The organism is Pseudomonas sp. M2(2023) (genome assembly GCF_030263955.1).
GTDB lineage: Bacteria > Pseudomonadota > Gammaproteobacteria > Pseudomonadales > Pseudomonadaceae > Aquipseudomonas > Aquipseudomonas asiatica.
The window spans coordinates 2,088,590-2,115,172 of record NZ_CP127114.1 but is presented as its reverse complement, the minus strand read 5'-3'; the positions used below and the strand labels follow the sequence as shown (position 1 = coordinate 2,115,172).

The window sequence follows — 26,583 nt, the reverse complement described above, 5'->3', positions numbered from 1 at the left end:
TTCAGTTCCGCCGGCCTGCACGCCGGCTACGGTAAGTGTCGAGCACCACGGCGATGACGATCACCGCCCCGGTGATGATGCGCTTGGTCGGTTCGCTGGCACCGATCTGCGCCAGCCCTGCGGCCAGCACCGAAATGATCAGCACGCCAAAGAAGGTGCTGATGACCGAGCCGCGCCCGCCCATCAGGCTGGTGCCGCCAATCACCACGGCGGCGATCACCTGCAGCTCCAGGCCGGAGCCGGCATTGGGGTCGGCGGCTTCCAGGCGCGAGATCTGGAACAGCGCGGCCAGGCCGGCGAGCAGGCCCATCAGGGCGAACACCAGCACCTTGTACGGGCGCGGGTCGATGCCGGCCAGGCGCACGGCCTCTTCGTTGGTGCCGATGCCGATCAGGTAGCGGCCGAACACCGTGCGGGTCAGCACCAACTGGGCCAGCACGATCACCAGCAAGGCGATGATGAACGCCGGCGAGATGCCGAATGCGATGGGGTTGGAGAACCAGGCATAGGCATCGCCGATATAGGCGGTGCGCGAGTCGGTGAACTGGTAGGCCAGGCCGCGGGCCATTTCCAGCACCCCGAGCGAAACGATGAACGACGGAATGCGCCAGGCCACGGTGACGCCGCCGGTGATGCTGCCGGCCATCGCGGCCACGGCCATGCCCAGCAGGGCTGAAGGCAGCACGCCCCAGCCCCAGCCGAGGATCGCCACACTGACCGTGGACGCCGCCAGCGCCAGTACCGAGCCCACCGACAGGTCGATGCCGCCGATGATCAGCACGAAGGTCATGCCCACCGCCAGTACCATCAGGTCGGGGATCTGGTTGGCCAGGGTACTGAAGGTGTTGTACGACCAGAAGTGGCTGCTAAGGAACGAGAACAGCACGATCATCGCCAGCAAGGCGCCGGCCAGGCCCAGGTAGGTACCCAGGCCAAGATAGGTGCCACTGCGGCGCACCGGTGCGGCGCCTTGGCTGTCGAACGGGGTGGTTTTCATGCATCCATCCTGGGAGCTGCTTCATGCAGCAGTGCGTCACGTTTCTGATAACCGGCAAAGGCCGCGGCCAGCAACTGGTCCTGGCTCCAATGGTCCCGCTCGAAGGTGTCGATCAGGCGACCGGCCGACAGCACGGCGATGCGGTCGCATATCAGCATCAGCTCGCGCAGGTCGCTGGACACCACCACCAGGGCCTTGCCCTGGCGCGCCAGCTCGGCCAGCAGGCCATAGATGTCGAACTTGGCGCCGACGTCGATGCCACGGGTGGGCTCGTCGAACAGCAGCACCTGGCAATCGCGTTCCAGCCAGCGGCCGATCACCACCTTCTGCTGATTGCCGCCAGACAGCTCGCCTACCACCTGCTGCGGGCCGGCACTGCGAATGCGCATGGCCTGGATCTGGCGTTCGGCCAATGCCGCTTCGGCTTCGCCATCGAGCACCCCGGCCCGTGATACCGCACCGAGGTTGCCCAGGGCGATATTCGCGCTGATCGACTGCGTCAGCAGCAGGCCCTCGCCTTTGCGGTCTTCGGTGATCAGCGCGATACCGGCCTGCACCGCAGCCTTGGGCGAGTCGATGGTGACAGCCTTGGGCGGCTGGCCGAGGGCGATGCTGCCGCTGTCGGCACGGTCGGCGCCGTAGATCAGGCGCAGCAGTTCGGTACGGCCGGCACCGATCAGGCCGGAAATGCCGAAGATCTCCCCTGCCCTGACCTCGAACGACACTTCACGCACCTTGTCGGCACGGCTGAGCCTGTCGACCTTGAGCAGCGCCGTGCCGATCTGCCGGCGGCCCAGGTCGATATGCTCGCCCAGCTCGCGGCCGACCATCAGGTTGACCAGTTCGGCGCTGCTGTAGCGCTGGATCGGTTCGTCGCACATCAGCTTGCCGTCGCGCAGCACGACGATGCGCTGGGCCACGCGCTGCAGTTCTTCCAGGCGATGGGAGATGTAGACGATGGCCACGCCACGTTGGCGCAGGCGCTCGATCTGGGTGAACAGCAGCTCCACTTCGCGCGCGGTGAGCATGGCGGTGGGCTCGTCGAAGATCAGCACATGGCAGTCGCCAATCAGGTTGCGGGCGATCTCGACCATCTGCTGATGGCCGATGCCCAGCTCGCCGACCGGGGTGTCCGGGTCGATGGCGTCGAGGCCGACCTGGGCCATGGCGGCCGTGGCCAGTTGGCGCAGGCGCTTCTGGCTGATCCAACCGAAGCGGCCGGGCAGGTTGTCGAGGAACAGGTTTTCCGCGACGGTCAGCGTGGGCAGCAGGTTGAGTTCCTGCATGACCATGCGCACGCCAAGGCGCTCAGCCTCGCTGCGGCTGCCAGGCGCGTAGGCCTGGCCGCGGTAGCGCATGTGCCCGGTGGTGGGGGTTTCCAGGCCACTGATGAGCTTGGACAGGGTGCTTTTGCCGGCGCCGTTCTCGCCGGTCAGGGCCAGCACTTCGCCGGCACGCAGGTTCAGGCTGACCTCGCCGAGCACGGGCTGGGCGTAGGTCTTGCCTAGGCCGCTGGCGGCGAGCACTACTTCGTTGGCCGATGCAGGCATGGCCGTTTCTCCTGCCAGCGATCAGGGCTTGGTGATGAGTTGGACCGGGGTCTGGATGACGTTGTCGGCATCCACGTCGGGTTTCTCGCCCTTGACCATTTTCAGCGCCGCCTGGATGCCGTACACCGCCTGCTGGCTGGCCGCCTGGTCGAGGGTGGCAAGCACACGGCCATCGGCGAGCATCGGCTTGATGGCGTTGATGTTGTCGTAGCCCACCACTTGCACCTGGCCGGTCTTGCCGGCGGCACGCACGGCCGAGACCGCGCCCAGGGCCATGCTGTCGTTGCCGGCCAGCAGGGCTTTCAGGTCAGGGTATTCGTTGAGCATGGAGGCGGCGACGGCGTTGCCTTTGTCGATTTCCCAGTTGCCGCTCTGCACCGATACGATCTTGATCTGCGCGGCGTCCATGGCGTCCTTGAAGCCAGCGGTACGCTGCTGGGCGTTGGTGGTGGTCGGCACGCCTTCGATGATGCCGACCTGGTCGCCGGCCTTGAGCTTCTCTTTGGCCAGGTAGTCACCCACCAGGCGCGCGCCCTTGCGGTTGTCGGGGCCCACGAAGGGTACGCTGATGCCTTTGCTCTTGAGCAGTTCAGGGTCCAGGCGGTTGTCGATGTTGATCACCACAACGCCCTGGTCCATGGCCTTCTTCACCGCCGATACCAGCGCCTTGGAGTCCGCCGGGGCAATGACCAGGGCCTTGGCGCCCGCGTTGACCATTTGCTCGACGATGCGGATCTGCTCGCCGGTGTCGGTCTCGTTCTTGATGCCGTTGGCGATCAGTTCGAATTCATCGGCGTGGGCTTTCTGGTAGTCCTTGGCGCCGTCTTCCATGGTGCGGAAGAACTCGTTGGCCAGCGACTTCATGACCAGGGCGACCTTGGGCTTGTCTTCGGCATGGGCGGGAGAAAATGGCAGGGCCAGGGACAGCGAGGAAATGACCGCGAGGGCCAGCAGACGACCGGGGAACGGCAGTTTCATGGACGATGACTCCGAATCTTGTGTTTTTTGTCGGATCGCAAACGTTTGCGTTGCCTAACTATGGAAACAGGACCGGGGTTTGTCAAATCCGTTTGGCTGTCGGAGGTCAAGTCGAGCTTGGCGCAGTTTATCCGGATTTTTTCCGAAAAGCCGAACGTCTTTTCCTGCGTTTGTTCGGAATCTCGAATGGAACGCACCTTCATGTGGGGGGCGGCCTTGTGACGCGAAAGGGCCGCAAGGCGGCCCCGGCAATGTGTGTTGTTGCGCCGGAATCCGGGGCCCCTGCGCGCCCCTTTCGCGACACAAGGCCGCTCCCACAAGGGCCGTGCGCGCAACTGGTACGAAACCTGCCTTGCACCCTGTGCGACAAAACAACCATCTCATTAGGAAGAGAGAGAACAATAACGATGAATGCCGCACTGAAAATCTTCGCCCCCAGCGCACTCGCCGTACTGCTGGCCGTTCCAGCCACCGTTTCGGCCAAAGAGGCTGAAACCCAGCAGAAGCTGGCCAACGTGGTCATTCTCGCCACCGGCGGCACCATTGCCGGCGCTGGCGCCAGCGCTGCCAACAGCGCCACCTACCAGGCCGCCAAGGTGGGCGTCGACAAGCTGATCGCCGGCGTACCGGAGCTGGCCGACCTGGCCAACGTACGCGGCGAGCAGGTCATGCAGATCGCCTCTGAGAGCATTTCCAACGACGACCTGCTCAAGTTGGGCAAACGCGTTGCCGAACTCGCCGAAAGCAAGGACGTCGACGGCATCGTCATTACCCACGGCACCGACACCCTGGAAGAGACCGCCTACTTCCTCAACCTGGTGGAAAAGACCGACAAGCCGATCGTGGTCGTCGGTTCGATGCGCCCGGGTACCGCCATGTCCGCCGACGGCATGCTCAACCTTTACAACGCCGTGGCCGTGGCCAGCGACAAGCAGTCGCGCGGCAAGGGCGTGCTGGTGACCATGAATGACGAGATCCAGTCCGGGCGCGATGTCAGCAAGGCAGTGAACATCAAGACCGAAGCCTTCAAGAGCGCCTGGGGCCCGATGGGCATGGTGGTGGAAGGCAAGTCGTACTGGTTCCGCCTGCCGGCCAAGCGCCACACGGTCAACTCCGAGTTCGACATCAAGCAGATCAGCAGCCTGCCGCAGGTGGATATCGCCTATGGCTATGGCAACGTCACTGACACCGCCTACAAGGCACTGGCGCAGAATGGCGCCAAGGCACTGATCCATGCCGGTACCGGCAACGGTTCGGTGTCGTCGCGCGTGGTGCCGGCGCTGCAGGAGCTGCGCAAGAACGGCGTGCAGATCATTCGCTCGTCGCACGTCAACCAGGGTGGCTTCGTGCTGCGCAACGCCGAGCAGCCGGATGACAAGAACGACTGGGTCGTGGCCCATGACCTGAACCCGCAGAAAGCGCGGATTCTGGCGATGGTGGCGATGACCAGGACCCAGGACAGCAAGGAGCTGCAGCGCATCTTCTGGGAGTACTGATCGCCAGCCGCCCCCCCTGAAATGCAAACAGCCCCGCTGCCCTGGCGGGGCGTTTGCTGTCTGACTGTTGCGAAATTACTTACAGTGAAATACTGTATGCGCATACAGCAAAAACAAGGAAACACTTGTGTCCAGCACCGCCTCCGCCACCCCAAGCAGCTATGAACAACTGGGTATGCGCATTCAGAAAATCATCAACAGCCCCACTGCCCAGCGCAGCCGTGCGGCGTTGATCTTCCGTCTGGAGCAGGAAACCCCGGAAGATTGGGAAACCCTGCTAGAGGAAATCGCCGAAAACGATAACGTCACCCTCGCCCACCGCGACGATGGCGGCGTGCAGATTTTCTGGACGGTACCGAAGGAAGACTGACTGCATTCAGCCTCAAGCCAAGGCCTGCAGGTAGGCGCTGGCTTCGCGGTAACGCGCCAGCCGCGCCAGGTCGGTGGGGCCTGGGCACGGGATGCGCGAAAGGTCGCTGTTGTCGGCCAGATCGGCCAGCTTGACGGTGCGCGCCAGCGGGTCACCGCCCAGGCGCACCACGAAGTCCTGGTAGGCCTCGCCCTCACGGCGGCTGAGCGCCAGCAAGGCGGCAAGGATTTTCAGCGCGAAACCCTCGCGCGCCAGGTCGGACAGGGTCAGCGGGGTGTCTTCGATCACATCGTGCAGCACAGCGACAATCCGTTGTTCGGTTGTGGAAACCCGCATCATCACGCGTAGCGGGTGGAGGATATAAGCGGCCCCACCCTTGTCGTATTGCCCTTCATGCGCCCTGGCGGCCACGGCAATGGCCCGCTCCAGTGTAGACATGAGGCCCTCCCCGTTCGGCTTCTTCCTGACAAGCATAGCCAAAACTGTGCGGACAATGTCTAGCGCGCGTGTGACTATGCCGTGCCGACCTTGCACAAGCAGCCTTGTGGAAGCCGCTCCCACAAAAGGCCGCGCCTGCAGAAACCGGGTTTATCGCGCTGCGCCGTGCTGAATCACCACCGAATCGGTACCCAGCTTGGCCATCACCTCGGCCTTGCGCGCTTCGGCTTCCTCACGGGTGGGGAATGGCCCCATCAGCACCACCGGCTTGCCGTCGCGGTACTCCACCGAGGACGGAATGCCCTTTTCGATCAGGCGTGCGGTCATGTCGCTGAGCGCGCCCATGTTTGCACCCTGAATCACTTCCACATCCCAGCCTTGCGGGGCCGGCTGGCCAGCCAGGGCCTCGGCGCGGCGCTGCAGCTCGGCGCCGCCGCACATCTCGCGGATGCGCAGGTTGTTGCCGCTGTCGTCGACGATGATTTCGTACTGGCCATCGCGCTTGATGGCCACGTAGCTGCGGTAGGCCTCGTACTGCCCGGCATCATCCTTGCCACGGACCTGGCCACAAATGGTGCCCTGGGTGTCGATCCGAACGTTGCCGAACTTGGCGGTCTTGGGGTTGTGCAGGTGTTCGGCCACCTGTTTGTGCACGCCTTCGACCTCGTTCTCACAGCCCGCCAGGGCGAGCACTGCCATTACCACAGCCAGTTTGCGCACGCGTGTACCTCCAGATTCGAAGGGGCGGATTCTAGCACGCCGGGCAATGCCCCGAACCGCGACCAAACGTTACACGCTGCTTCATGCGCACAGCAAAAAGGGCGATCATTACTGATCGCCCTTTTTCGATTTGGTAGGCACAATTGGACTCGAACCAACGACCCCCACCATGTCAAGGTGGTGCTCTAACCAACTGAGCTATGTGCCTGTCGTGTGGTGCGCATATTAGTGATCAAATGCGTACCTGTAAAGCGTTTTTTTCAGAAAAATCAAAAACTTTGCGAATTCGTGCATAAGGGCCTGCTGCGCAGCACCAGGCCGCGAGAACCCAATGAAAAAAGGGGTGACCCTTGCGGATCACCCCTTCTTCGATTTGGTAGGCACAATTGGACTCGAACCAACGACCCCCACCATGTCAAGGTGGTGCTCTAACCAACTGAGCTATGTGCCTGTCGTGTGGTGCGCATTCTACCCATTCCAAAAACCCTGTCAACACTTTTTTTCGCGCTAACTTACTGAATCTTAAACTCTTTATAGAAAAGTGCGCTGGCGGGGACCGAGTAAAGGATTTTCAACGGACGACTAGCGGGTGTTTATTATTATTGATAGCATCGGTACATTCGTTAAAAATATAAAACACGAGGTTCCTGCAGCATGGCTAACACCCCCTACCCCCAGTCCTACTACGCCGCCTCGGCCAACCCGGTGCCGCCACGTCCGGCGCTGCAGGGTGAGGTGGAAACCGATGTGTGCATCATCGGCGCCGGCTACACCGGCCTGTCCAGCGCCCTGTTCCTACTGGAGAACGGCTTCAAGGTCAGCATCGTCGAAGCAGCCAAGGTCGGCTTCGGCGCATCGGGCCGCAACGGCGGCCAGATCGTCAACAGCTACAGCCGCGACATCGACGTCATCGAGCGCACCGTCGGCCCCAAGCAGGCCCAACTGCTGGGCCACATGGCCTTCGAAGGCGGGCGCATCATTCGTGAGCGCGTGGCCAAGTACAACATCCAGTGCGACCTGAAGGACGGTGGCGTGTTCGCTGCCCTCACCAGCAAGCAGATGGGCCACCTGGAGTCGCAAAAGCGCCTGTGGGAACGCTTCGGCCACAACCAGCTGGAGCTGATGGACCAGAAGCGCATCCGCGAAGTGGTCGCCTGCGACAACTATGTGGGCGGCATGCTGGACATGAGCGGCGGCCACATCCACCCGCTGAACCTGGCCCTGGGCGAAGCCGCTGCGGTCGAGTCGCTGGGCGGCATCATCTATGAGCAAACCCCGGCCGTACGCATCGAGCGCGGCGCCAACCCGGTGGTGCACACCCCGCAGGGCAAGGTCCGCGCCAAGTTCATCATCGTCGCCGGCAACGCCTACCTGGGCAACCTGGTGCCGGAGCTGGCCAGCAAGTCCATGCCATGCGGCACCCAGGTGATCACCACCGAACCGCTGGGCGACGAACTGGCGCGCACCCTGCTGCCGCAGGACTACTGCGTCGAGGATTGCAACTACCTGCTCGACTACTACCGCCTGACCAGCGACAAGCGCCTGATCTTCGGTGGTGGCGTGGTGTACGGCGCGCGTGACCCGGCCAACATCGAGGCGATCATCCGTCCGAAGATGCTCAAGGCCTTCCCGCAACTGAAAAACGTGAAGATCGACTACGCCTGGACCGGCAACTTCCTGCTGACCCTGTCGCGTCTGCCACAGGTTGGCCGTATCGGCGACAATATCTACTACTCCCAGGGCTGCTCGGGTCACGGCGTGACCTACACCCACCTGGCGGGCAAGGTGCTGGCCGAGGCCATGCGTGGCCAGGCCGAGCGTTTCGACGCCTTCGCCGGCCTGCCGCACTACCCGTTCCCGGGTGGCCAGATGCTGCGCGTGCCGTTCAGCGCCATTGGCGCCTGGTACTACAGCCTGCGCGATCGCCTGGGCTTCTGATGTAGGCAGGGCTGGCCTCTTCGCGGGTAAACCCGCTCCCACAGGGACATCACTGGACCTGAGGGCAGCGGGTTTCCTGTGGGAGCGGGTTTACCCGCGAAAGAGCCGGTACAGACAAAGCTATTTGTTCAGGCTACTCACAGCCTGCTTCGCCGCAATCTCCTGCCCCGCCCGGGCCAGTTCATCGGCAGCCTGCAACCAGCGCTGGCGGTCCACCTGGGCTGGCAGCTGCCGAGGTGGCTGCACCAGCACCGCCCAGCTCCCAAGCTTCGCCCACGCCGAGGCAAAGTCATCGAACGCCATCAACTGCCGCCGGTGCATGCCCGAGCGCAACAGCACCCGCTGCTTGTAGCGGTCGTAGCCGATCAGCACGGCGTAGCGTGGCTCGCTCCACCAGGCCGAACCATCCTCGTAACGCAGCAGCACCGGGTTGCCCGCCGCCACCTGGGTCAACAGCGCGTCCAGCTGCTTGTCCAGCGGATACACCACCATGCCGTAGTCGCGCGCCACCCGTGGGATGCCGGTGTCCAGCGCCTCGGCGCCCTGCGGCAGGTTCAGCGGCTTGTCCAGCAGCCCCGGCGTGATCGGAGCCCCCTGTTGCGACAGCACCGCCGCCAATGCCATGGCCCCGCTGTGGTTGGCGTTGCCACGGTAGAACGGCACGCTGCTGATCTCGACCCGCTGCGGCAGGCCCTTGAGGTTGCCGGAGGGTGCGCTGGCGCAACCGGCCAGGCTGGCTGCAACCAGGCAGGCAGCCAGCAGCCGACGAGGGATGGTCTTGAAGGAAGGTTGCTGCATGGACACTCGCTTGCTCCAACGCCGGGCAGGCAGCGCCCGGCTCTGGCCACCGATCATAGGTCGGACAGCGGCGCGGGTATAGTCCGACACCGCTTAGGAGCAAATCGGACCAAGCAATAGACCTTTGGTCAATGGAACGTCACAGGCGAAAGACTAGACTAAAGCAGTGTCTGGAAGGCCAGCGTCGGCGACCGAGCGCGGCCCGTAGAGATGGAGGCACAGATGAGCCTGACCATGGCAATCCTCATGCTGGTTGGCATGTGGCTGAGCGTTGCAGCCGCCATGCTATGGGGTGTACTGCGTATCGTGCGGCGTCATTCCCACCACCACCTGCCACCGCAGGCCCCCGCCAAGCCACAGCCTGTGCGCCGGTCGCGGCGGCATGCCGGGGTGCACTGATTCAGAGATTTCCGAGGCCCATTCGCGGGTGAACCCGCTCCCACAAGGTCCTCCGCTGCCTTCAGAAACGGCGGGGACCTGTGGGAGCGGGTTCACCCGCGAACGGGGCGCAAGCGCCCCGCTTTTTCACATCAACCTTCAGCCGCCTCACGCTTCAACCGTGCCCGACGGGCCAGGATGTTGAGGATCTCGATCGCCGTCGAGAAGGCCATGGCCGCGTACACATAACCCTTCGGTACATGGGCGCCGAAACCTTCGGCGATCAGCGTCATGCCGATCATGATCAGGAAGCCCAGGGCCAGCATCACCACGGTCGGGTTGTCGTTGATGAAGTTGGCCAACGGGTCGGCGGCCACCATCATGACGATCACGGCAGTGATAACGGCAATGATCATGATAGGCAGGTGCTCGGTCATGCCCACGGCGGTGATGATGCTGTCGACCGAGAAGACGATGTCCAGCAGCAGGATCTGGAAGATCGCCGCGGCAAAGCCCAGGGTAACCGTCGACGACACCTTGGCTTCTTCCTTGGCCCCGTGCGGGTCGACGTTCTCGTGGATTTCCTTGGTCGCCTTCCACAGCAGGAACAGGCCACCGGCAATCAGGATCACGTCCTTCCAGGAGAAGGCATTGCCGAACACTTCGAACACCGGGTCGGTCAGCTGGACGATCCAGGCCACCGTGCTGAGCAAGGCCAGGCGCATGACCAGGGCCATGCTGATACCGATACGGCGCGCCTTGGAGCGGTACTCCACCGGCAGCTTGTTGGTCAGGATGGAGATGAAGATCAGGTTGTCGATGCCCAGCACGACTTCCATGGCCACCAGCGTAGCCAGGGCAACCCAGGCGGTAGGGCTAGCGACGAGTTCCAGCAAGTATTCCATTGTTCAAATCCTGCAGCAGCGGTTGGGGGTCAGATTTCCTGGGTGTCTTCTTTCTTGTCGGCGTCCTTGGGCTTGTGCCCTTCGCTGCCGATGGCCTCGCTCAACGCCTGCTGTGCGGCCTTGTTGGTGTCGTCGATGGCCTGCTTGGCCGACTGTGCGGCCTGGTCGAGCATCTGCTGGGCGGATTTCTCGGCCTGCTCGCAACCGGCCAGGGTGAACAGGGCCAAGGCCAGCACCAGCGGCGTGCCGATGGATTTTAGTTGCAGCATGGGTTCCTCGCTTTTCATGTTCCGGCGGCGCACACGGCGCCTGATGGAGTCGCATTCTAAAGAGCGCAACACATCCGGAAAATTCGTATTTTCAGCGGTTATACTTCGGTTTTTACGAATCCGGAACGATACCGATGCTCAACTATCGGCAGTTGCACTACTTCTGGGTCGTGGCCAAGACCGGCAGCATCGCCCGCGCCAGCGAACAGTTGAACCTGACCCCGCAAACCATCAGCGGTCAGATCAGCCTGTTCGAGCAGACCTATGGCCTGGAGCTGTTCCAGCGCGTGGGGCGCCAGCTGGAACTGACCGAAACCGGGCGCCAGACGCTGATCTATGCCGAGCAGATGTTCCAGCTGGGAAGCGAACTGGAGGCCATGCTGCGGGCCGGCCCGCAGGAGCAGATCCTGTTCCGCGTGGGTGTGGCGGACGTGGTACCCAAGTCCATCGTCTACCGCCTGCTGGCACCGACCATGGAGCTGGACGACGTGCTGCGCATCAACTGCCGCGAAGACAAGCTCGAACGGCTGCTGGCCGACCTGGCGATCCAGCGCCTGGACCTGGTGATTTCCGACAGCCCCATGCCCAGCCACCTGGACATCAAGGGCTATAGCCAGAAACTGGGCGAATGCGGGTTGAGCTTCTTCGCCACCCCGGCGCTGGCACACCGCCTGGAAGGCCCCTTCCCCGCCTGCCTGCAGGATGCGCCATTGCTTATCCCCGGGCAGGAAACCGTGGTACGCAGCCGCCTGCTGCGCTGGCTGGGTGAGCAGCAGGTGCAGCCACGAATCGTGGGCGAGTTCGATGACAGTGCCTTGATGCAGGCATTCGGGCAGTCGGGCAGCGGCATCTTCGTCGCGCCCAGCGTGATCGCCGAGGAAGTGTGCCGCCAGTATGGCGTGGAGCTGATCGGGCAGACCGAGGCGGTGCACGAGTCGTTCTATGCCATTTCAGTGGAGCGCAAGGTCAAGCACCCGGGGATCGTGGCGATTACCGAGGGGGCGCGACGAGAGTTGTTTCATTGGTAGCAGGCAGATTTGACGCCTCCCGCGTTTCAATGGTCATATGCCCGCCAGTTTCAGGTGCCCTGCGCCGCCGCGCGCAGGGTGAAACGGGAAGCCGGTGCGTCGTGTTGCCCACGATAAGTCCGGCGCTGCCCCCGCAACGGTAAGCGAGCGAACCCTTCGAGATACCACTGTGCACTTGCATGGGAAGGTGAAGGTTTCATGCCCCTCGCAAGCCCGGAGACCGGCCTGGAGCTTCACTTGGCAACCCGCGGTGGGCGGGCGCAGGCCGGTATCCGTGCGTGCGCCTGCGTGCACGGTGCGCCTTTGCGTGTTTTCCACCGGGATCCATTCATTCCTGCAGTAGTGGAACGACATGTCCCGTATCTTCAAGCTTCACCCCCTGGCGGCCTGCCTGGCCGTTTCCCTGCCGGCCCTGGCCGATGACCTCGAGCGACAACCACTGGCCCTGCCCTCCACGGCCATCACCGACACGCTCGACAGCCACGCCATCGACCTGGCCACACCGACCCAGGCTGGTTCGCGCCTGGGCCTCAGCGCCCTGGAGACACCGGCCAGCACCAGCAGCATCAGCGCCGAGCAGATCCAGCAGCGCAACAACCTCACCGTGCAGGACGCGGTGACCCGCTCACCGGGCATCAGCTACATCGGCTCCCCGGGCGACGGCGGCACGGGGCTGTCCGCCCGCGGCTTTACCGGGCACGGCTCGGTGATGACCTTGTTCGACGGCGCACGCCTGTACACCGGTGCCGGCACCCAGACGTTCCCGGTCGACCCGTGGATGGTCGAGCGCATCGATGTCATTCGCGGCCCGGCCTCGGTGCTGTATGGCGAAGGCGCCACCGGGGCAGTGGTCAACGTGATCCCGAAAAAGCCGTTTGCCGGCGAGGTACGCAACTACCTGCGCCTGGGCTACGGTTCGTGGGACCGCCAGCAGCTCGGCCTGGACAGCGGCGGCAGCCTCGGTGAGCGCCTGAGCTACCGCCTGGCCCTGAACCAGCAAACCGGTAACGGTTGGGTCGACCGCACCCCGTCACGCAGCCTGGCGCTGAGCGCCGCGCTGCGCTTCGATGCCAGCGACGACCTCAGCTTCACCCTCGCCCACGACCGCGGCGATGCGCAGCCTGCCAACTACTACGGCACCCCGCTGATCGACGGCCACTACCGCAGCAGCCTGCGCAAGAAGAACTACAACGTGCAGGACGACGTGCAGCATTACGTCGATGAATGGACCCGCCTGAATACCGACTGGACGTTGAACGATCACCTCAGCGCCAGCAACCAGCTGTACTACATCAAGAGCCGCCGTCACTGGCGCAATGCCGAGGAGTACAGCTGGGATGCAGGGCGCCAGCAGCTGCTGCGCGGCAGCTATCTGCAGATCAAGCACAACCAGGAACAGTTCGGCGACCGACAGGCCTTCACCCTCGACCACAGGCTGTTTGGCCTGGCCAGCAAGACCGTGGTCGGCGCCGAGTACAACAAGGTCCGCTTCAACGTCGACAGCAACGCGCCCTACAACGATGTGGGCGGTGACTACGTCGACCCGTGGCAGCCGCAACCAGGCTGGTTCCACAGCGCCTCGCCGTTACGCCCGCAAACGCTGTCCACCACCCACACCTTTGCCCTGTTTGCCGAAAACCGCCTGCAGTTGAGCGATCGCCTGTCGCTGGTCACCGGCGTGCGCCGCGACCAGAACCACATCGACCAGGAAAAACTGACCACCGACAGCCGCAGCGACCGCAGCCTGCAAGGCGGCAACTGGCGTGCCGGGCTGGTGTTTGCGGTCAGCGACGACCTGTCGCTGTATGGCCAGTACTCCACCAGCGAGGATGGGGTCGACAACCTCATCAGCCTCAGCGCCAACCAGATGCACTATGACCTGACCGAGGCCAGGCAGACCGAAGTGGGCCTGAAGCAGCGCTTCTGGGAAGGGCGTGGCGAATGGACATTGGCGGCCTACCACATCGTCAAGAAGAAGCTGCTGGTGGATGACCCGGTCACCCACGAGAAGCAGCAGGCTGGCCAGCAGACGTCCGATGGCCTGGAGGCAACCCTGGAACTGGCGCTGGCGCACCAGTGGCAGGTGTCGGCCAATGCGGCGATCGTGCGCGCAAGGTACGACGACTTCGACGAAATGGTCGGTGCCGTGGCGCAGGACCGTGCGGGCAATCGCCCGGCCAATGTCCCGCGGCGTACCGCCAACCTGTGGCTGAGCAAAGGCTTCGGCCAGCGGCTAAAGGCCGGCATTGGCGCGCGTTATGTGGACGAGCGCTATGCCAATACCGCCAACACCCAGAGCGCCCCCGGCTACACCGTGGTGGATGCCGACATCGGCTGGCAGGTGTTGCCGGATGTGCGGCTAGGGTTGCAGTTGAACAACCTGTTCGACCGTGAGTATGTGCAGTCGGCGTTCAGTGGCCAGCAGTGGCTGATGGGGATGCCACGATCGTACTTTGCGACGGTGGATTACAGCTTCTGATCTGGCCTGCCTGCACCGGCCTCTTCGCGGGTAAACCCGCTCCCACAGGGATATCACAGAATTCGAATACGGTGATGTACCTGTGGGAGCGGGTTTACCCGCGAAGAGGCCGGCACAGGTAGCACAAAAACATCTACCGTCCCGTCACACTTTAGTTATAAGATAACGTTTCAGTTGACATCCATTCCTATCAGCGACCTCCCATGACAAGCGCCAGTGCCACCCCCACCCTGCTCACCCAGCGCCTGCAGAGCATCGACGCCCTGCGCGGCCTGGTAATCCTGTTCATGCTCCTGGACCACGTTCGTGAAACCTTCTTTCTGCACCGCCAGGTCAGTGACCCGATGGCCATCGATACCACCGAGCCCACGCTGTTCTTCAGCCGCACCCTGGCCCACCTGTGCGCGCCGGTGTTCGTCTTGCTGACCGGCCTTTCAGCCTGGCTGTACGGCGAGAAACACCAGGGCCGCGGCGATGTCTCGGCGTTCCTGTTCAAGCGCGGGCTGTTCCTGGTGGTGCTGGAGTTCACCCTGGTCAATTTCGCCTGGACCTTCCAGCTGCCGCCCAGCGTCATCTACCTGCAAGTGATCTGGGCCATCGGCGTGAGCATGATCGCCCTGTCGCTGCTGGTGTGGTTGCCACGTGCCGCCCTGATCGCCGTGGGCGCAATCATCATCGCCGGCCACAACCTGCTCGATGGTCTGCACTTCGGCGTCGAATCCGCCCTGCACGTGCCATGGGCGATCCTGCATGACCGGGGCTGGCTGGAGTTCTCCGAAAGCCTGCGCCTGCGCACCTCCTACCCCGTGCTGCCGTGGATCGGGGTCATCGCCCTGGGCTACGGCCTGGGCCCTTGGTTCGCCCGCGCGAGCGAGGCCGGCCAACGCCAGCATCGCCTGCTGCTGGCCGGGCTGATCGCGCTGCTGGGCTTTGTCGTGTTGCGCCTGGTCAACGGCTACGGCGAGGCGCCATGGAGCGTTTACCCGACCGTCACGCAAACCCTGATGAGCTTCTTCAACATCACCAAGTACCCGCCATCGCTGCTGTTCCTGGCCCTGACCCTGGGCTGTGGCCTGCTGTTGCTGCGCGCCTTCGAACGCGCCGGCCAGGCTCGCTGGATCAGTGCCCTGGCGGTGTTCGGCGCGGCACCGATGTTCTTCTACCTGCTGCACCTGTATGTGCTGAAGCTGCTGTACCTGGCCAGCGTGGCGCTGTTCGGCCGCAACCATGGCGACTACTTCGGCTTCGACGGCATCGCCGCCGTGTGGCTGGGGGCAGTGCTGCTGGCGGTTTCGCTGTACCTGCCGGTGCGCTGGTTCGCCCGCCTGAAGGCGCGGCGGCGCGACATCACCTGGCTGAAGTACTTCTGAAAAGCGTTTTCACCCGGCGGCACGATGGTCTACCATGCCGGCCGCCGGTTTCCACCACGGAATCAATAGGGAATCCCAGGCCCGCCAATTCGGGCCAAACGGAACTGCCCCCGCAACTGTAGGTGCCGAGCCTGCTCCATCGATGCCACTGGGCCACGAACCCGGGAAGGCCGGAGCCAGGCCATGACGCACCAGTCAGGAGACCTGCCGGCCTACATTCACCAACCGGCGGGGTGTCCGGGATTGGCCATCAGTGTTGCCCCTGCCGCCAGCGGGGGCTCGGCGATGCCTGTCCGTGCGTTCCTCACCCGAACTGTCCGATAGGAGATCGCCCAGCATGCTGCCCCGTTTTGCCACCCTGCTCGCCGGCCTCGGCCTCACCGGCCTGGCCCAGGCTGCTGCCACCCACTACCCGCTGACGGTCGACAACTGCGGCAAGCCGCAAACCTTCGCCCAGGCGCCGCAACGCGCGGTCACCATTGGCCAGGCCAGTACCGAGATGCTCTACGCGCTGGGGCTGGGCGACAAACTGGCGGCCACCTCGCTGTGGTTCAACAATGTGCTGCCCGAGTATCAGGTGCAGAACGCCAAGGTGCCGCGCCTGGCCGACAACGAGCCCAGCTTCGAGGCGGTAGTGGGCAAGCGCCCGCAACTGGTGACGGTGCAGTTCGAATGGATGGTCGGTGCCCAGGGGGCGGTCGCCACCCGCGAACAGTTCGATGAACTGGGCATCCCCACCTACCTGCTGCCATCGGACTGCGAAGGCAAGGACAACCTGGTGGGTGCCGATGGCACCCGCCTGCAGGCGTTCCAGGTCGACACTATCTACAAGAGCGTCAGCCAGCTGGCGGCAATCTTCGACGTGCAGGACCGTGGCACGGCCCTGAATGCCGAGCTCAGAGGCCGCCTGGACAGTGCCAAGGCGCAACTGGCCGACAAGGACCTGTCCGCCACCTCGGCGCTGTTCTGGTTCTCCAGCGCCGATCTGCACATCGACCCCTATGTGGCGGGCCGTCAGGGGGTTGCCGACTTCATGCTGCGCACCCTTGGCGTGCGCAACGTGGTCGAGTCCAGCGAAGAATGGCCGACCGTAGGCTGGGAAACCCTGGCCAAGGCCAACCCCACCTGGCTGATCATTGCCCGCATGGACCGCCGCCGCTACCCCGCCGACGACTACCAGAAGAAGCTGGCATTCCTGCGTAGCGACCCGGTAACGCGCAACATGGACGCGGTGAAGCACGACCGCATCATCATCCTCGACGCCGACGCCATGCAGGCCGGCATTCGCTTGTTCAGCGGCCTGCAGACACTGGCCGCCGCCTTCGCCAGCGGCAAAGCAGCCCAGTGATGATGCGCCTGCTACCCTGCATCGCCGTTGCCCTGGCCGCCCTGTTGGCGGCCCTGCTGGCCGGCACCGCCATCGGCGAAACCAACCTGTCGCCCGGCGTGGTCGGCCAGGTACTGGCCAACCAACTGTGGCAGGCCGGCTACCCGGTCGACCCGATCGACGCCGGCATCGTCTGGAACTACCGCCTGCCCCGCACCCTGGTTGCCGCGGCCTGCGGCGCCGGCCTGGCCACCTGCGGCGTGATCCTCCAGGCACTGTTGCGCAACCCGTTGGCCGAGCCTTACCTGCTGGGGCTGTCTGCCGGCGCCTCGACCGGTGCGGTGCTGGTGGGCCTGCTGGGCTTCGGCAGCCTGGCGCTGAGCATGTCCGGCGGCGCGTTCATCGGTGCCCTGGCAGCGTTCGCTTTGGTACTGTTGCTGGCCCGGGCAGCCGGCCCCAGCAGCAACAATGCCCAGGTGATCCTTGCCGGGATCGCCGGCTCGCAACTGTTCAACGCCCTTACCGCCTTCCTCATCACCATGTCGGCCACCGCCGAGCAGGCGCGCGGCATCCTGTTCTGGCTGCTGGGTAACCTCAGTGGCGTACGTTGGCCTTCGGTGTGGCTGGCCGTGCCAGTTGTACTGTTCGGGCTGTTGGTGTGCCTGTGGCATCGCCGTGCCTTGGATGCCTTCACCTTCGGTGCCGACTCGGCGGCGTCGCTGGGCATCCCGGTGCGGCGTACCCAGTTGCTGCTGATCAGCTGCGCGGCGCTGGTGACCGCGGTGATGGTGTCCATCGTCGGCGCCATCGGTTTTGTCGGGCTGGTGATCCCCCATGCCCTGCGCCTGCTGCTCGGCCCCGGGCACAGCCGCCTGCTGCCCGCCAGCGCACTGGGCGGAGCACTGTTCCTGATTGCCGCCGACATCCTGTCGCGCATCTTGATCCCTGGCCAGGTGATCCCCGTGGGCGTAGTCACGGCTCTGCTCGGCGCACCGGTCTTCGCGCTGATCCTGGTCAGCCGCCGGGGGCGCCCATGACGGTCATGACGGCGCTACAGCTGGCCCCCTTGAGTTGCCAGAACCTGGGGCTGCAACTGGCCGGCAATACCGTGCTCAGCGATATCGAACTGAGCGTTGTCGCCGGTGAAACCCTGGGCATCGTCGGCCCCAACGGTTCCGGCAAGTCCTCGCTGCTGAAGGTGCTGGCCGGGCTGCGCAAGCCAGGCAACGGCAGCGTGCAGTTGCTGGGCGAACCGCTGGCACAGTTGCCCCGCCGCCGTGTAGCCCAGGCCTTGGCGCTGGTCGAACAGCAGGCCGACACCCTCGATGCGATCAGCGTGTTCGATGCCGTTGCCCTGGGCCGCACCCCCTGGCTGTCGGTGCTGGCGCCGTTCTCCCGGGAAGACCGCGCGATCGTCGAGCAGGCCCTGGCCGACCTCGACGCTTTGCACCTGCGCGCACGCCTTTGGGGGTCGCTGTCCGGGGGCGAGCGCCAGCGGGTGCACATCGCCCGAGCCCTGGCACAGCGGCCGCAGGTGCTGCTGCTGGACGAGCCGACCAACCACCTGGATATCCAGCACCAGCTGAGCCTGTTGCAACAGGTGCAGGCCTTGCCGGTGACCACCCTGGTGGCCCTGCACGACCTCAATCAGGCGCTCACCTGCGACCGCGTAGCGGTGCTCGACAAAGGCCGACTGGTCGCCCTCGGCAAACCGCTCGAGGTGCTCACCCCCGAGCGCCTGCTGAACACTTTCGGCGTGCATGCCCACTACCTCATCGACCCCTTCGACGGCGCGCACATCTTGCGTTTGCGCGCCCCCTGAACAGGAAGTTCTGCCTATGCCGCGCCCTGTCGCCCTGCTGCTCGCCAGCGCCCTGCTCGCGCCCCCTGCGCTGGCCGACTCCGCCCAATCGCAAAGCAACGGTTTTGTCGAGGATGGCCGCTGGAGCCTGCTCAACCGCAGCGTATTCGACCAGCGCGACTACAAGCATGGCGGGCGCAACAGTGCCGGGCGCAACGCCTACAAGCCGCGCGATGAACGTAGCGGCAAGGCCGAGGAATGGGCCTATGGCCTGATGGGCACCTTCCGGTCCGGTTTCACCCAGGGGCTGATCGGTGTCGGGGTCGACGCCCACGCCTACCTGGGCGTGCAACTCGACAGCGGCGGCGGGCGCGTGGGCAAGGCACGCTTGCTCGGGGTGGATAACGAGGGGCACCCGAAGAACGAATACAGCCGTGCCGGCGCAGCATTGAAACTGCGCATGGCCGATACCGTGCTGTCCTACGGTGAGCAACGGGTCAAGACCCCGGTGTTCAGTTCATCCGACAGCCGCCTGCTACCCGAGACAGCGACCGGGTTCTTCCTTGACAGCACCGAGTTCGACGACCTCAGGCTGGTGGCCGGGCACTTCAATGAAAACACCGACCGCAATGCATCCAGCCACGACCAGGGCTTCGTGGTGAACTACTCCAATGGCCGCCAAGGCAACAGCTTCGACCTGGCCGGCGTGGTGTGGAACCCCGGCGCCGCCTTCAGCGGCAGCCTGTACACCTCACGTTACCAGGACAGCTGGAACCAGCATTACCTGGGCAGCACCCTAAGCCATGCCCTGGATGAGCGCCGCAGCCTCACCCTCGACCTCAACCTTTACCGCACCACCGACACCGGCAAGGCGCTGTCCGGGCGCATCGACAACACCACCTGGAGCCTGGTCTCGCGTTACGACCATGGGCCGCACGGTTTCAGCCTGGGCTGGCAGCAGGTGGACGGCAACACGCCATTCGACTACGTGACGCGAGGGGCGATCTTCATTGCCAACGCGGTGCAGATGTCGGACTTCAACGCGCCGAACGAAAAGTCGTGGCAGGCGCGCTATGACCTGAACATGGGCGCCTACGGCGTGCCGGGGTTGAACCTGACGGCGTTGTACGTGCGCGGGTTCGATATCGACGGTACCCATGTCGACCCTGCGGGAGGGTATGCCTACCTGGGGTATGGCAAGGGGGGCAAGCATTGGGAGCGCGACCTGGAGGCACGCTATGTGGTGCAGAGCGGCAAGGCCAAAGGCACCGCGTTTTCGCTGCGGCATAACGTGCATCGGGGCAATACGGCACAGGCGGAGCTGGATGGGGACCAGATACGCTTGGCGGTGGAATGGCCGTTGGGGGGTGGGTTCTGATGTTTCTCGTGACCTGAAAAATCCTGGGGCCGCTGCGCGCCCCTTTCGCGACACAAGGCCGCTCCCACAGGTGCAATGCACCTTCAGAAACCTGTGACGGCCTTGTGGGAGCGGCCTTGTGTCGCGATGGGCCGCACAGCGGCCCCCAAAATACATCAGGCAACCACAACTGCCGTATAATCGGCAGCACTCACTGCCCAACCAGGCCACACCATGCCTCGCCTCCAGAAGTTGCTGTTGCCCCTGCTGCTGACTGCAGCCCTCACCGCCTGCGACCAGAAACCCTCCCGCGAAGAACAGATCCTGGCCCAGCTGCCGCTGCAGGATGCCTACACGCACAACATCGAGCGCATGGCCGCGCTGCTCGGCCGCACGCACCCGCAGCTATCGCAGGCGACCATCCAGGGCGTGCTGCGCAAGCACCTGACGGTCGAGGACCAGCGCCAGGACCTGTTCCGCCTGTACAGCGAAAAGAACTTCAGCGATGCCGAGTTCGCCACCATCGTCGAGGCCACCCAGGACCCGGCGAAGGCCCACGCCCTGGAAGACACCGAGGCCGGCAAGCGCCTGAGCGAGAAGCTCACTGCCCTAATGCGCGAATCGGCCCGCGACGCAAAGGTGCAGGCCTTGGCGCAGCAGCGCATGCAACAGGTTGAAGACGAGCTGGACGCGCTGGAAAACGCAGGCTCCTGAACGCAGTTCCCCACTGCGCCCATAACGCGTAATGTTGCCCACATTTCGTAGCCGGTTTTTGATCACTCGAGGTCAGGATTGTCACACACCAAGCACGGATTGCGCCTGGATCTACGCACACTCATTCTGGTGCTTTGCGCCCTTACCGCCGTGGTGATGCTGTGCGCCAGCTATTTCGCCAGCTACCGGGTGCAACGCCAATTGCTGATCGACCACGCCCTGGAAGCCAACCGGGTGTATGCGATGAAGCTGGCCAGCATTACCGAGACTTTTATCGGCAACGCCTTGCAACAGCTGTCGTTCAGCGCGGGCGTGCAAGGCCGCCAGCTGGGTGACGCCGTCGCCCTGCAGGCGGAGGCCGAGCGTGTCCTGAGCCAGAGCATGGCCTTCAATTCCACGTTCGTGATCGATGCCAACGGGGTGCTGCTGGCGATTTCTCCCGCCCCCTTGCGGCACCTGGTCGGCAGGCACATGCATTCTCCCGGTGTCCAGGAGGCGCTACAGGCGCGCCGCCCACTGGTGTCGACGCCCTACATTTCGGCGGCCAACAACCTGGTGGTGGCGCTGTCGCAACCCATTTACGACAGCAACGGCCGCTACCTGGGGTATGTCGGCGGCAGCCTGTACCTGCGTGAACGCAACATTCTCAACAGCCTGCTGGGCGAGCATTTCTACAAGGACGGTTCCTACCTGTACGTGGTCGACCGCAACCGCCGTCTGCTGTACCACCCCGACAGTCAGCGGGTGGGTACGGTGGTTGAGGGCAATGCACTGATCGACCAGCTGGCGGGCCTGGGCAATGGTACCCGGCAATTGACCAACAGCCTCGGGGTGGAAATGCTCGCCGGATACGCCACCGTGCCAAGCGCCGGTTGGGGCGTGGTGGCGCAGCAGCCGCTGACCCAGACGGTGATGCCACTGAGCCATCTGATCCTCAACGTGGTCGGCACCTCCGCGCCGTTGGCACTCGTGGGCAGCATGCTGCTGTGGTGGCTGGCCATGACCATCGCTCGGCCGCTGTGGCAGCTGGCCGCCGGCGCCCGCTCGATGGATCGGGCCGGCACTGCCGAACGCCTGCATCGGGTACCGGCCTGGTATTTCGAGGCGGCCGAGTTGAAGCGTGCGCTGCTGTTCGGGCTGAACCTGCTGCATGAGCGCATCGGTCGGCTCAACCGAGACGCCCAGACCGACCCGCTGACCGGCCTGGGCAACCGCCGCAGCCTGGAGTTCAGCCTGTCGTTGCTGGAAGCCGAAGGCCGGCCGTTTGCGGCCATCGTGCTGGATGTCGACCATTTCAAGCGGGTAAACGACTGCCACGGGCACGAGGTGGGTGACCAGGTGTTGCGCCGGTTGGCGGAGCTGATGCGCCGCTGCTGCCGCGAGGGTGACCTGCTGTGCCGCACCGGCGGCGAGGAGTTCCTGATGCTGCTGCCGGGGGCTAGCCTGGACGTTGCGGCAGGGGTGGCCGAGCGGCTGCGGCTAACGGTGCAGGATACGCCTGTGGAGCCGGTGGGCGCGGTGACGGTGTCGCTGGGGGTGGCACATTGGGATGGCGAGGCCGAGAGCGAACCGGGGGATGCGTTCAGCGAGGCTGACCGGGCGCTTTACCGGGCCAAGCAGGAGGGGCGCAATCGGGTGGTTGTTGCCTGAGCGCCCTTGCTTGCCTGTTCCGGCCTCTTCGCGGGTAAACCCGCTCCCACAGGTACCCCGTAGCCCTCAAGGGCGGTGCATAACCTGTAGGAGCGGGTTCACCCGCGAAAGGGCCGGAACACACAATAATGAATGGGCAGGTTGTAACATTCATTGTCATGAAACTGTCTTGTTCCAGTCATAGGATTGACCCCAACCTGACATTTTCACTTCATGGATGAACGTCTGATGCGTCGTGTGGTTTTCAATCAGAAAGGTGGCGTCGGCAAGTCCAGCATCGCCTGCAACCTGGCCGCAGCCAGTGCCGCCGAAGGCTACCGGACCTTGCTGGTCGACCTCGATCCGCAGGCCAATGCCACCTACTACCTGACCGGGCTGGTCAATGACGCCATTCCTTCCGGCATCGCCGATTTCTTCCGCCAGACCTTGTCGCCGGTCACCGCTGCCGGCAAGAAGCACCGGGTGGCGATCACCGAGACCCGCTACCGCAACCTGCACCTGGTCACCGCCAGCCCCGACCTCAGCGACCTGCAAGGCAAGCTGGATCGCAAGTTCAAGATCAACAAGCTGCGCAAGCTGCTGGTGGAGCTGGGCGAGGACTACGAGCGGATCTACATCGACACCCCACCGGCGCTCAACTTCTATACCTTCAGCGCGCTGGTAGCGGCCGAGCGGCTGTTGATTCCGTTCGACTGCGACAGTTTCTCGCGCCAGGCCCTGCACAACGTCATGGCCGAGGTCGAAGAACTGCGCCAGGACCACAACCCGGCGTTGCAGGTGGAAGGTGTGGTGGTCAACCAGTTCGCCGGGCGCACCGCACTGCACCAGACACTGGTCGAGCAATTGCGCAGCGAGGGCATGCCGGTGCTGCCGGTATACCTTAGCCATTCGATCAAGATGCGTGAGTCGCACCATACCTCGGTGCCGCTGGTGCACCTGGCGCCGCGGCACAAATTGGCGCTGGAGTTCGTCGATTTGCTGGATGTACTGGAGCGTGCGGCCTGACAGAACCCCGGGGCGCAAAGTGCCGCAAAATATCAAGGCCGAAGCACTACCCGACCGTTCGTCCGGATGGTAGATTCGCCGCCATGAAAACCACCCGGCATACCCGCACGCTGACCGCCTGGACGCTCTACGCCAGCGTCCTGTTCAGCCTGGTTCTGTGTGGCCTGCACCATGGCCAGATGGGTGGCCTGCGCCTGGCCGGCCTGGAAGGCGGTTTCTGCTCGATCAACAGCGAACACGGCGTAGCCATCGACCTGGAAGGCGCTGGCGGCGACCAGCACATGGCCCAGCTCGATTGCCCGGTGTGCTCCTCGTTCGGCCTGGCCGTGCCGCTCAGCAGCAGCGGCTGGTCGTTCACCCCGGCGCAAGCCGTGGCCACCTCGCCCATCGTGGTGCGCAGCTGGGCGCAACCGCCGCCGCGTTATCAACGCCCCGCCCTCAACCCCCGCGCCTCCCCTGCCACCTTCCCCGCAGCCGTACCTCATTTCGCCTGACCCCAGCCGGGCGCGCCTGACTGCGCGCGCTCGCGGTCAGCCATGACCTTTGCGTGGAAGACACACCAACATGCTTCGCAAAACCTCCCTGGTGCTCCTCATGGGCACCTGCAACCTTGCCTGGGCGGATGCTGCCCCGGTAGAACTGAGCGCCACCACCATCGACGGTGAACGCGACGCCCCCAGCGGCGTGCAACTGGACGAGCCGATCCGCACTGGCTCGCGCCTGGGCCTCACCGCGCGGGAAACGCCAGCCTCGGTCAGCGTCTCGGACCGCCGCCTGATCGAAGAGCGCGGCGCCAAGGACAGCCAGGACGTGATCAACGCCATGACCGGCGTCAACGCCTCGGCCAACCCGGGCTTTGGCGGCTTCGTCGCCTACCGCGGCTTCACCCAGAACCAAGTCACCCAGTTGTACAACGGCATCAACCTGGGCTATAGCAGCGCCACCCGGCCAGTGGATGCCTGGGTACTCGACCGCGTCGAACTGATCGGCGGGCCGTCGTCGTTCCTGCATGGTGCCGGCGCGGTCGGCGGCTCGATCAACTACATCACCAAGTTGGCCAGCCGCGATCAGCAGACCATCGACGGCCGTATCCGCCATGGCAGCTTCGACGACAGCGAAGTGGCGTTCGGCATCAACCAGGCACTGGCCGGCAACCCCGCCGATGCCCGCCACTTCATGCGCCTGGACTTCAGCCGCGGGCATGGCAACGGCTACATCGACCGCAACGAACGGCACACAGACAGCCTGGCTTTTTCGTTGCTGAGCGACCTCACGCCCAACCTCACCCACACCCTGGCCCTGGAATACCAGGAAGACCGCGAAGACAGCCCTTACTGGGGCTCGCCGATCCTGCCCGGGCGCAGCACGATGAAGATCGACAACAGCCGCCGCTTCGAAAACTACAACGTCGGCGACGGCCGCTATGAGCAGCGGGTACGCTGGCTACGCTCGATCCTCGACTACCAGCTCAGCGACAACACCAGCGTGCAGAACACGCTGTACCACTACAACGCCCAGCGCGACTACCGCAACCTCGAACGCTACAGCTACACCAGCGATGGCAAGGTACGACGCAGCAGCCCTTACCTGCAGCGCCACGACCAGAACCTGCTGGGTGACCGCATCGAGCTGCGCCACGACAACCAGCTGTTCGGCCTGGCCAGCCAGTGGTCGCTGGGGCTGGAGTACTCGCGCATGCGCCAGACCCTCTACCCCACCTCAAGCAGCTGGAGCGACGTGGTCGATGCCGAGCACTTCGCCCCCGGCAGCTTCGACGACATCCCCGGGGTAAATGCCGGCCTGACCAAGCAACGCCGTCACGAGGTGACCAACCGCGCGGTGTTTGCCGAAAACCGCCTGCAACTCACCGAACGCCTGGCCCTGCTGACCGCCCTGCGCTACGACTACCTGGACATGCAGGTGACCAACTACGGCGCGGTGACGCCAACCTCGCCGGCGTTCTTCGAACGCCGCTGGGAACCGCTTTCCGGGCGTATCGGCCTGACTTATGCGCTGACCCCGTCCGCCAGCGTCTATGCGCAGTACAGTACCTCTGCCGACCTGCCGGCAGGCTCGCTGGCGGCGGCGACCTATTCCAACGTCGGGATGTTCGACCTGTCCAAGGGCGAGCAGTGGGAAGTGGGCAGCAAGTTCGACTTTCTCGACGGGCGCGGTGCGGCCACGCTGGCGCTGTACCAGATCGTGCGCAAGGACTTTGCCGTGCGCGACTCCAACGACGCCAACCTCACGGTCCAGGCCGGGCAGCAGACCTCGCGTGGCGTCGAGCTGTCCGGGCGTCTGCAGGTGACGCCGAAGCTGCTGGCCGAGGCCAACTATGCCTATGTCGATGCGCAGTACGACGAGTTCAACGAGGCGGTCAACGGCGTGTCGGTATCGCGCAAGGGCAACGCACCGGTGAACGTACCGGCCAACGTCGCCAACCTGTGGCTGACCTACAGCCTGACCCCGGCGTGGTCGGTGGGGGCAGACGGGCGCTACGTGGGTTCGGTGTATGCCGACAATGCCAACAGCCTCAAGGCCCCGGCCTACACCCTGTTCGGCGCGTTCGCCCGCTACCGGCTGGATGAACACACCACGCTCACCGGTCGGGTACGCAACCTGACCGACGAGGTGTATGCCAAGCAGGCCTACAACAGCCAGTACTACATGGGGCCGCCGCGCACCTTCGAACTGGCGCTGGACATGCGTTTCTGAGCGCATGGCCTGTCTTGCATGAACATCCCGGCCTGCATTGGCTCTTGTGGGAGCGGCCTTGCGTCGCGAAAGGGCCGCAAAGCGGCCCCGGCGATGTCAGTGGCGAAGCTGCAATCGAGGGGCTGCTGCGCAGCCCTTTCGCGACACAAGGCCGCTCCCACAGTGGACCGTGCCAAGCGAACAGCTCGCGGTTGAATCAGGTATCCCGAGGTCGCCCTCGACAAAGCGTCCTCCAGCACCCGGCGATCTACTGGCAAGCACAACAATGATGGCGCTGCACGACAGCGCCACTTTCATCAT

General features: G+C 64.3%; 24 protein-coding genes, 2 tRNA genes and 2 riboswitches. Of the genes, 16 read left to right on the top strand and 10 right to left on the bottom strand.

Annotation, left to right across the window (positions count from 1 at the left end):
* Window position 1: 1 nt before the first annotated feature.
* The 3 genes from QN085_RS09770 to QN085_RS09760 are packed head-to-tail and all read right to left on the bottom strand — an operon-like array spanning window position 2 to window position 3,525.
* Window positions 2–997, bottom strand: coding sequence for an ABC transporter permease (locus QN085_RS09770; RefSeq protein WP_013971998.1), 996 nt, complete (start codon window positions 995–997; stop codon window positions 2–4).
* Window positions 994–2,547: a sugar ABC transporter ATP-binding protein gene (locus tag QN085_RS09765; protein WP_013971997.1), complete on the bottom strand. Its 1,554-nt coding sequence runs from the start codon at window positions 2,545–2,547 to the stop codon at window positions 994–996. The genes QN085_RS09770 and QN085_RS09765 overlap by 4 nt, the downstream gene beginning before the upstream one ends.
* Before the next feature lie 21 nt (window positions 2,548–2,568).
* On the bottom strand, window positions 2,569–3,525 hold the full coding sequence (locus QN085_RS09760; protein ID WP_023662761.1) for a sugar ABC transporter substrate-binding protein: 957 nt from the start codon (window positions 3,523–3,525) through the stop codon (window positions 2,569–2,571).
* Window positions 3,526–3,932: 407 nt separating this feature from the next.
* On the opposite strand from QN085_RS09760, the gene QN085_RS09755 reads away from it, so the two are divergent.
* The gene (locus QN085_RS09755; RefSeq protein WP_023662762.1) at window positions 3,933–5,021 is read left to right on the top strand and encodes an asparaginase; all 1,089 of its coding nucleotides are present in this window, start codon (window positions 3,933–3,935) and stop codon (window positions 5,019–5,021) included.
* A 127-nt stretch (window positions 5,022–5,148) separates the two neighbouring features.
* Window positions 5,149–5,391, top strand: coding sequence for a DUF1654 domain-containing protein (locus QN085_RS09750; RefSeq protein WP_003260955.1), 243 nt, complete (start codon window positions 5,149–5,151; stop codon window positions 5,389–5,391).
* Between the two features lie 12 nt (window positions 5,392–5,403).
* Here the strand turns inward: QN085_RS09750 and QN085_RS09745 are convergent, their stop codons facing one another.
* The 4 genes from QN085_RS09745 to QN085_RS09730 form a co-directional block, all read right to left on the bottom strand.
* Window positions 5,404–5,829, bottom strand: a complete 426-nt coding sequence (locus QN085_RS09745) for an HD domain-containing protein (RefSeq protein ID WP_003260953.1) — start codon at window positions 5,827–5,829, stop codon at window positions 5,404–5,406.
* A gap of 150 nt (window positions 5,830–5,979) precedes the next feature.
* Complete coding sequence (locus QN085_RS09740) at window positions 5,980–6,549, bottom strand: SPOR domain-containing protein (protein WP_003260952.1); 570 nt, start codon at window positions 6,547–6,549, stop codon at window positions 5,980–5,982.
* A 131-nt stretch (window positions 6,550–6,680) separates the two neighbouring features.
* Window positions 6,681–6,757: transfer RNA gene (locus QN085_RS09735), tRNA-Val, on the bottom strand.
* Window positions 6,758–6,923: 166 nt separating this feature from the next.
* Window positions 6,924–7,000, bottom strand: a tRNA-Val gene (locus QN085_RS09730).
* Between the two features lie 203 nt (window positions 7,001–7,203).
* Between QN085_RS09730 and QN085_RS09725 the strand changes: the two genes are divergently transcribed.
* Window positions 7,204–8,487: an NAD(P)/FAD-dependent oxidoreductase gene (locus QN085_RS09725; RefSeq protein WP_013971994.1), complete on the top strand. Its 1,284-nt coding sequence runs from the start codon at window positions 7,204–7,206 to the stop codon at window positions 8,485–8,487.
* A 120-nt stretch (window positions 8,488–8,607) separates the two neighbouring features.
* Here the strand turns inward: QN085_RS09725 and QN085_RS09720 are convergent, their stop codons facing one another.
* Window positions 8,608–9,342, bottom strand: a complete 735-nt coding sequence (locus QN085_RS09720; RefSeq protein WP_013971993.1) for a peptidase C39 family protein — start codon at window positions 9,340–9,342, stop codon at window positions 8,608–8,610.
* A 165-nt stretch (window positions 9,343–9,507) separates the two neighbouring features.
* Between QN085_RS09720 and QN085_RS09715 the strand changes: the two genes are divergently transcribed.
* Window positions 9,508–9,684, top strand: coding sequence for a hypothetical protein (locus tag QN085_RS09715; protein ID WP_015269782.1), 177 nt, complete (start codon window positions 9,508–9,510; stop codon window positions 9,682–9,684).
* Window positions 9,685–9,815: 131 nt separating this feature from the next.
* On the opposite strand, the gene QN085_RS09710 is transcribed toward QN085_RS09715, so the two are convergent.
* Both QN085_RS09710 and QN085_RS09705 read right to left on the bottom strand, forming a co-directional pair.
* Complete coding sequence (locus tag QN085_RS09710; RefSeq protein ID WP_003260907.1) at window positions 9,816–10,568, bottom strand: TerC family protein; 753 nt, start codon at window positions 10,566–10,568, stop codon at window positions 9,816–9,818.
* Window positions 10,569–10,597: 29 nt separating this feature from the next.
* Complete coding sequence (locus QN085_RS09705) at window positions 10,598–10,837, bottom strand: hypothetical protein (protein ID WP_025338519.1); 240 nt, start codon at window positions 10,835–10,837, stop codon at window positions 10,598–10,600.
* A gap of 134 nt (window positions 10,838–10,971) precedes the next feature.
* Here QN085_RS09705 and nhaR point away from each other — a divergent pair, with 134 nt between their 5' ends.
* The 12 genes from nhaR to QN085_RS09645 all read left to right on the top strand — a co-directional run bounded on the left by nhaR (window position 10,972) and on the right by QN085_RS09645 (window position 26,283).
* Entirely contained in the window at window positions 10,972–11,865 is an 894-nt protein-coding gene (gene nhaR, locus QN085_RS09700; protein WP_023662681.1) for a transcriptional activator NhaR, read from the top strand.
* 35 nt (window positions 11,866–11,900) lie between these two features.
* A riboswitch (cobalamin riboswitch) is annotated at window positions 11,901–12,108 on the top strand.
* Window positions 12,109–12,217: 109 nt separating this feature from the next.
* Window positions 12,218–14,344: a TonB-dependent receptor gene (locus tag QN085_RS09695; protein ID WP_013971989.1), complete on the top strand. Its 2,127-nt coding sequence runs from the start codon at window positions 12,218–12,220 to the stop codon at window positions 14,342–14,344.
* Window positions 14,345–14,547: 203 nt separating this feature from the next.
* The gene (locus QN085_RS09690; RefSeq protein WP_023662580.1) at window positions 14,548–15,714 is read left to right on the top strand and encodes an acetyltransferase domain-containing protein; all 1,167 of its coding nucleotides are present in this window, start codon (window positions 14,548–14,550) and stop codon (window positions 15,712–15,714) included.
* Window positions 15,715–15,742: 28 nt separating this feature from the next.
* A riboswitch (cobalamin riboswitch) is annotated at window positions 15,743–15,940 on the top strand.
* Between the two features lie 111 nt (window positions 15,941–16,051).
* A complete protein-coding gene (locus QN085_RS09685; protein WP_013971987.1) occupies window positions 16,052–17,062 on the top strand; it encodes an ABC transporter substrate-binding protein in 1,011 nt (336 codons plus the stop codon).
* A complete protein-coding gene (locus QN085_RS09680; RefSeq protein WP_024086674.1) occupies window positions 17,062–18,078 on the top strand; it encodes a FecCD family ABC transporter permease in 1,017 nt (338 codons plus the stop codon). The genes QN085_RS09685 and QN085_RS09680 overlap by 1 nt, the downstream gene beginning before the upstream one ends.
* Window positions 18,075–18,863 (top strand): ABC transporter ATP-binding protein, encoded by a 789-nt coding sequence (locus QN085_RS09675; protein ID WP_024086673.1) that lies wholly within the window; start codon window positions 18,075–18,077, stop codon window positions 18,861–18,863. The genes QN085_RS09680 and QN085_RS09675 overlap by 4 nt, the downstream gene beginning before the upstream one ends.
* 16 nt (window positions 18,864–18,879) lie before the next feature.
* Window positions 18,880–20,220 carry an OprD family porin gene (locus QN085_RS09670; RefSeq protein ID WP_013971984.1) on the top strand — a complete coding sequence of 447 codons (1,341 nt, stop codon included), beginning with the start codon at window positions 18,880–18,882 and terminating at the stop codon, window positions 20,218–20,220.
* A gap of 213 nt (window positions 20,221–20,433) precedes the next feature.
* The gene (locus QN085_RS09665; RefSeq protein WP_023661090.1) at window positions 20,434–20,913 is read left to right on the top strand and encodes a DUF2059 domain-containing protein; all 480 of its coding nucleotides are present in this window, start codon (window positions 20,434–20,436) and stop codon (window positions 20,911–20,913) included.
* 78 nt (window positions 20,914–20,991) lie between these two features.
* Window positions 20,992–22,563: a sensor domain-containing diguanylate cyclase gene (locus QN085_RS09660; RefSeq protein ID WP_031324451.1), complete on the top strand. Its 1,572-nt coding sequence runs from the start codon at window positions 20,992–20,994 to the stop codon at window positions 22,561–22,563.
* 228 nt (window positions 22,564–22,791) lie between these two features.
* Window positions 22,792–23,568, top strand: a complete 777-nt coding sequence (locus QN085_RS09655; protein ID WP_024086669.1) for a ParA family protein — start codon at window positions 22,792–22,794, stop codon at window positions 23,566–23,568.
* 83 nt (window positions 23,569–23,651) lie between these two features.
* Window positions 23,652–24,062, top strand: a complete 411-nt coding sequence (locus QN085_RS09650) for a DUF2946 family protein (protein WP_013971980.1) — start codon at window positions 23,652–23,654, stop codon at window positions 24,060–24,062.
* A gap of 70 nt (window positions 24,063–24,132) precedes the next feature.
* Window positions 24,133–26,283 carry a TonB-dependent receptor gene (locus QN085_RS09645; RefSeq protein WP_031324333.1) on the top strand — a complete coding sequence of 717 codons (2,151 nt, stop codon included), beginning with the start codon at window positions 24,133–24,135 and terminating at the stop codon, window positions 26,281–26,283.
* Window positions 26,284–26,583: the final 300 nt, after the last annotated feature.

Bases quoted from the DNA above. Each gene is read 5' to 3' on its own strand.
- QN085_RS09770 (WP_013971998.1), bottom strand. From the start codon at position 997: ATGAAAACCACCCCGTTCGACAGCCAAGGCGCCGCACCGGTGCGCCGC.
- QN085_RS09765 (WP_013971997.1), bottom strand. From the start codon at position 2,547: ATGCCTGCATCGGCCAACGAAGTAGTGCTCGCCGCCAGCGGCCTAGGC.
- QN085_RS09760 (WP_023662761.1), bottom strand. From the start codon at position 3,525: ATGAAACTGCCGTTCCCCGGTCGTCTGCTGGCCCTCGCGGTCATTTCC.
- QN085_RS09755 (WP_023662762.1), top strand. From the start codon at position 3,933: ATGAATGCCGCACTGAAAATCTTCGCCCCCAGCGCACTCGCCGTACTG.
- QN085_RS09745 (WP_003260953.1), bottom strand. From the start codon at position 5,829: ATGTCTACACTGGAGCGGGCCATTGCCGTGGCCGCCAGGGCGCATGAA.
- QN085_RS09725 (WP_013971994.1), top strand. From the start codon at position 7,204: ATGGCTAACACCCCCTACCCCCAGTCCTACTACGCCGCCTCGGCCAAC.
- QN085_RS09720 (WP_013971993.1), bottom strand. From the start codon at position 9,342: ATGATCGGTGGCCAGAGCCGGGCGCTGCCTGCCCGGCGTTGGAGCAAG.
- QN085_RS09715 (WP_015269782.1), top strand. From the start codon at position 9,508: ATGAGCCTGACCATGGCAATCCTCATGCTGGTTGGCATGTGGCTGAGC.
- QN085_RS09710 (WP_003260907.1), bottom strand. From the start codon at position 10,568: ATGGAATACTTGCTGGAACTCGTCGCTAGCCCTACCGCCTGGGTTGCC.
- QN085_RS09705 (WP_025338519.1), bottom strand. From the start codon at position 10,837: ATGCTGCAACTAAAATCCATCGGCACGCCGCTGGTGCTGGCCTTGGCC.
- nhaR (WP_023662681.1), top strand. From the start codon at position 10,972: ATGCTCAACTATCGGCAGTTGCACTACTTCTGGGTCGTGGCCAAGACC.
- QN085_RS09695 (WP_013971989.1), top strand. From the start codon at position 12,218: ATGTCCCGTATCTTCAAGCTTCACCCCCTGGCGGCCTGCCTGGCCGTT.
- QN085_RS09690 (WP_023662580.1), top strand. From the start codon at position 14,548: ATGACAAGCGCCAGTGCCACCCCCACCCTGCTCACCCAGCGCCTGCAG.
- QN085_RS09685 (WP_013971987.1), top strand. From the start codon at position 16,052: ATGCTGCCCCGTTTTGCCACCCTGCTCGCCGGCCTCGGCCTCACCGGC.
- QN085_RS09680 (WP_024086674.1), top strand. From the start codon at position 17,062: ATGATGCGCCTGCTACCCTGCATCGCCGTTGCCCTGGCCGCCCTGTTG.
- QN085_RS09675 (WP_024086673.1), top strand. From the start codon at position 18,075: ATGACGGTCATGACGGCGCTACAGCTGGCCCCCTTGAGTTGCCAGAAC.
- QN085_RS09670 (WP_013971984.1), top strand. From the start codon at position 18,880: ATGCCGCGCCCTGTCGCCCTGCTGCTCGCCAGCGCCCTGCTCGCGCCC.
- QN085_RS09665 (WP_023661090.1), top strand. From the start codon at position 20,434: ATGCCTCGCCTCCAGAAGTTGCTGTTGCCCCTGCTGCTGACTGCAGCC.
- QN085_RS09655 (WP_024086669.1), top strand. From the start codon at position 22,792: ATGCGTCGTGTGGTTTTCAATCAGAAAGGTGGCGTCGGCAAGTCCAGC.
- QN085_RS09650 (WP_013971980.1), top strand. From the start codon at position 23,652: ATGAAAACCACCCGGCATACCCGCACGCTGACCGCCTGGACGCTCTAC.
- QN085_RS09645 (WP_031324333.1), top strand. From the start codon at position 24,133: ATGCTTCGCAAAACCTCCCTGGTGCTCCTCATGGGCACCTGCAACCTT.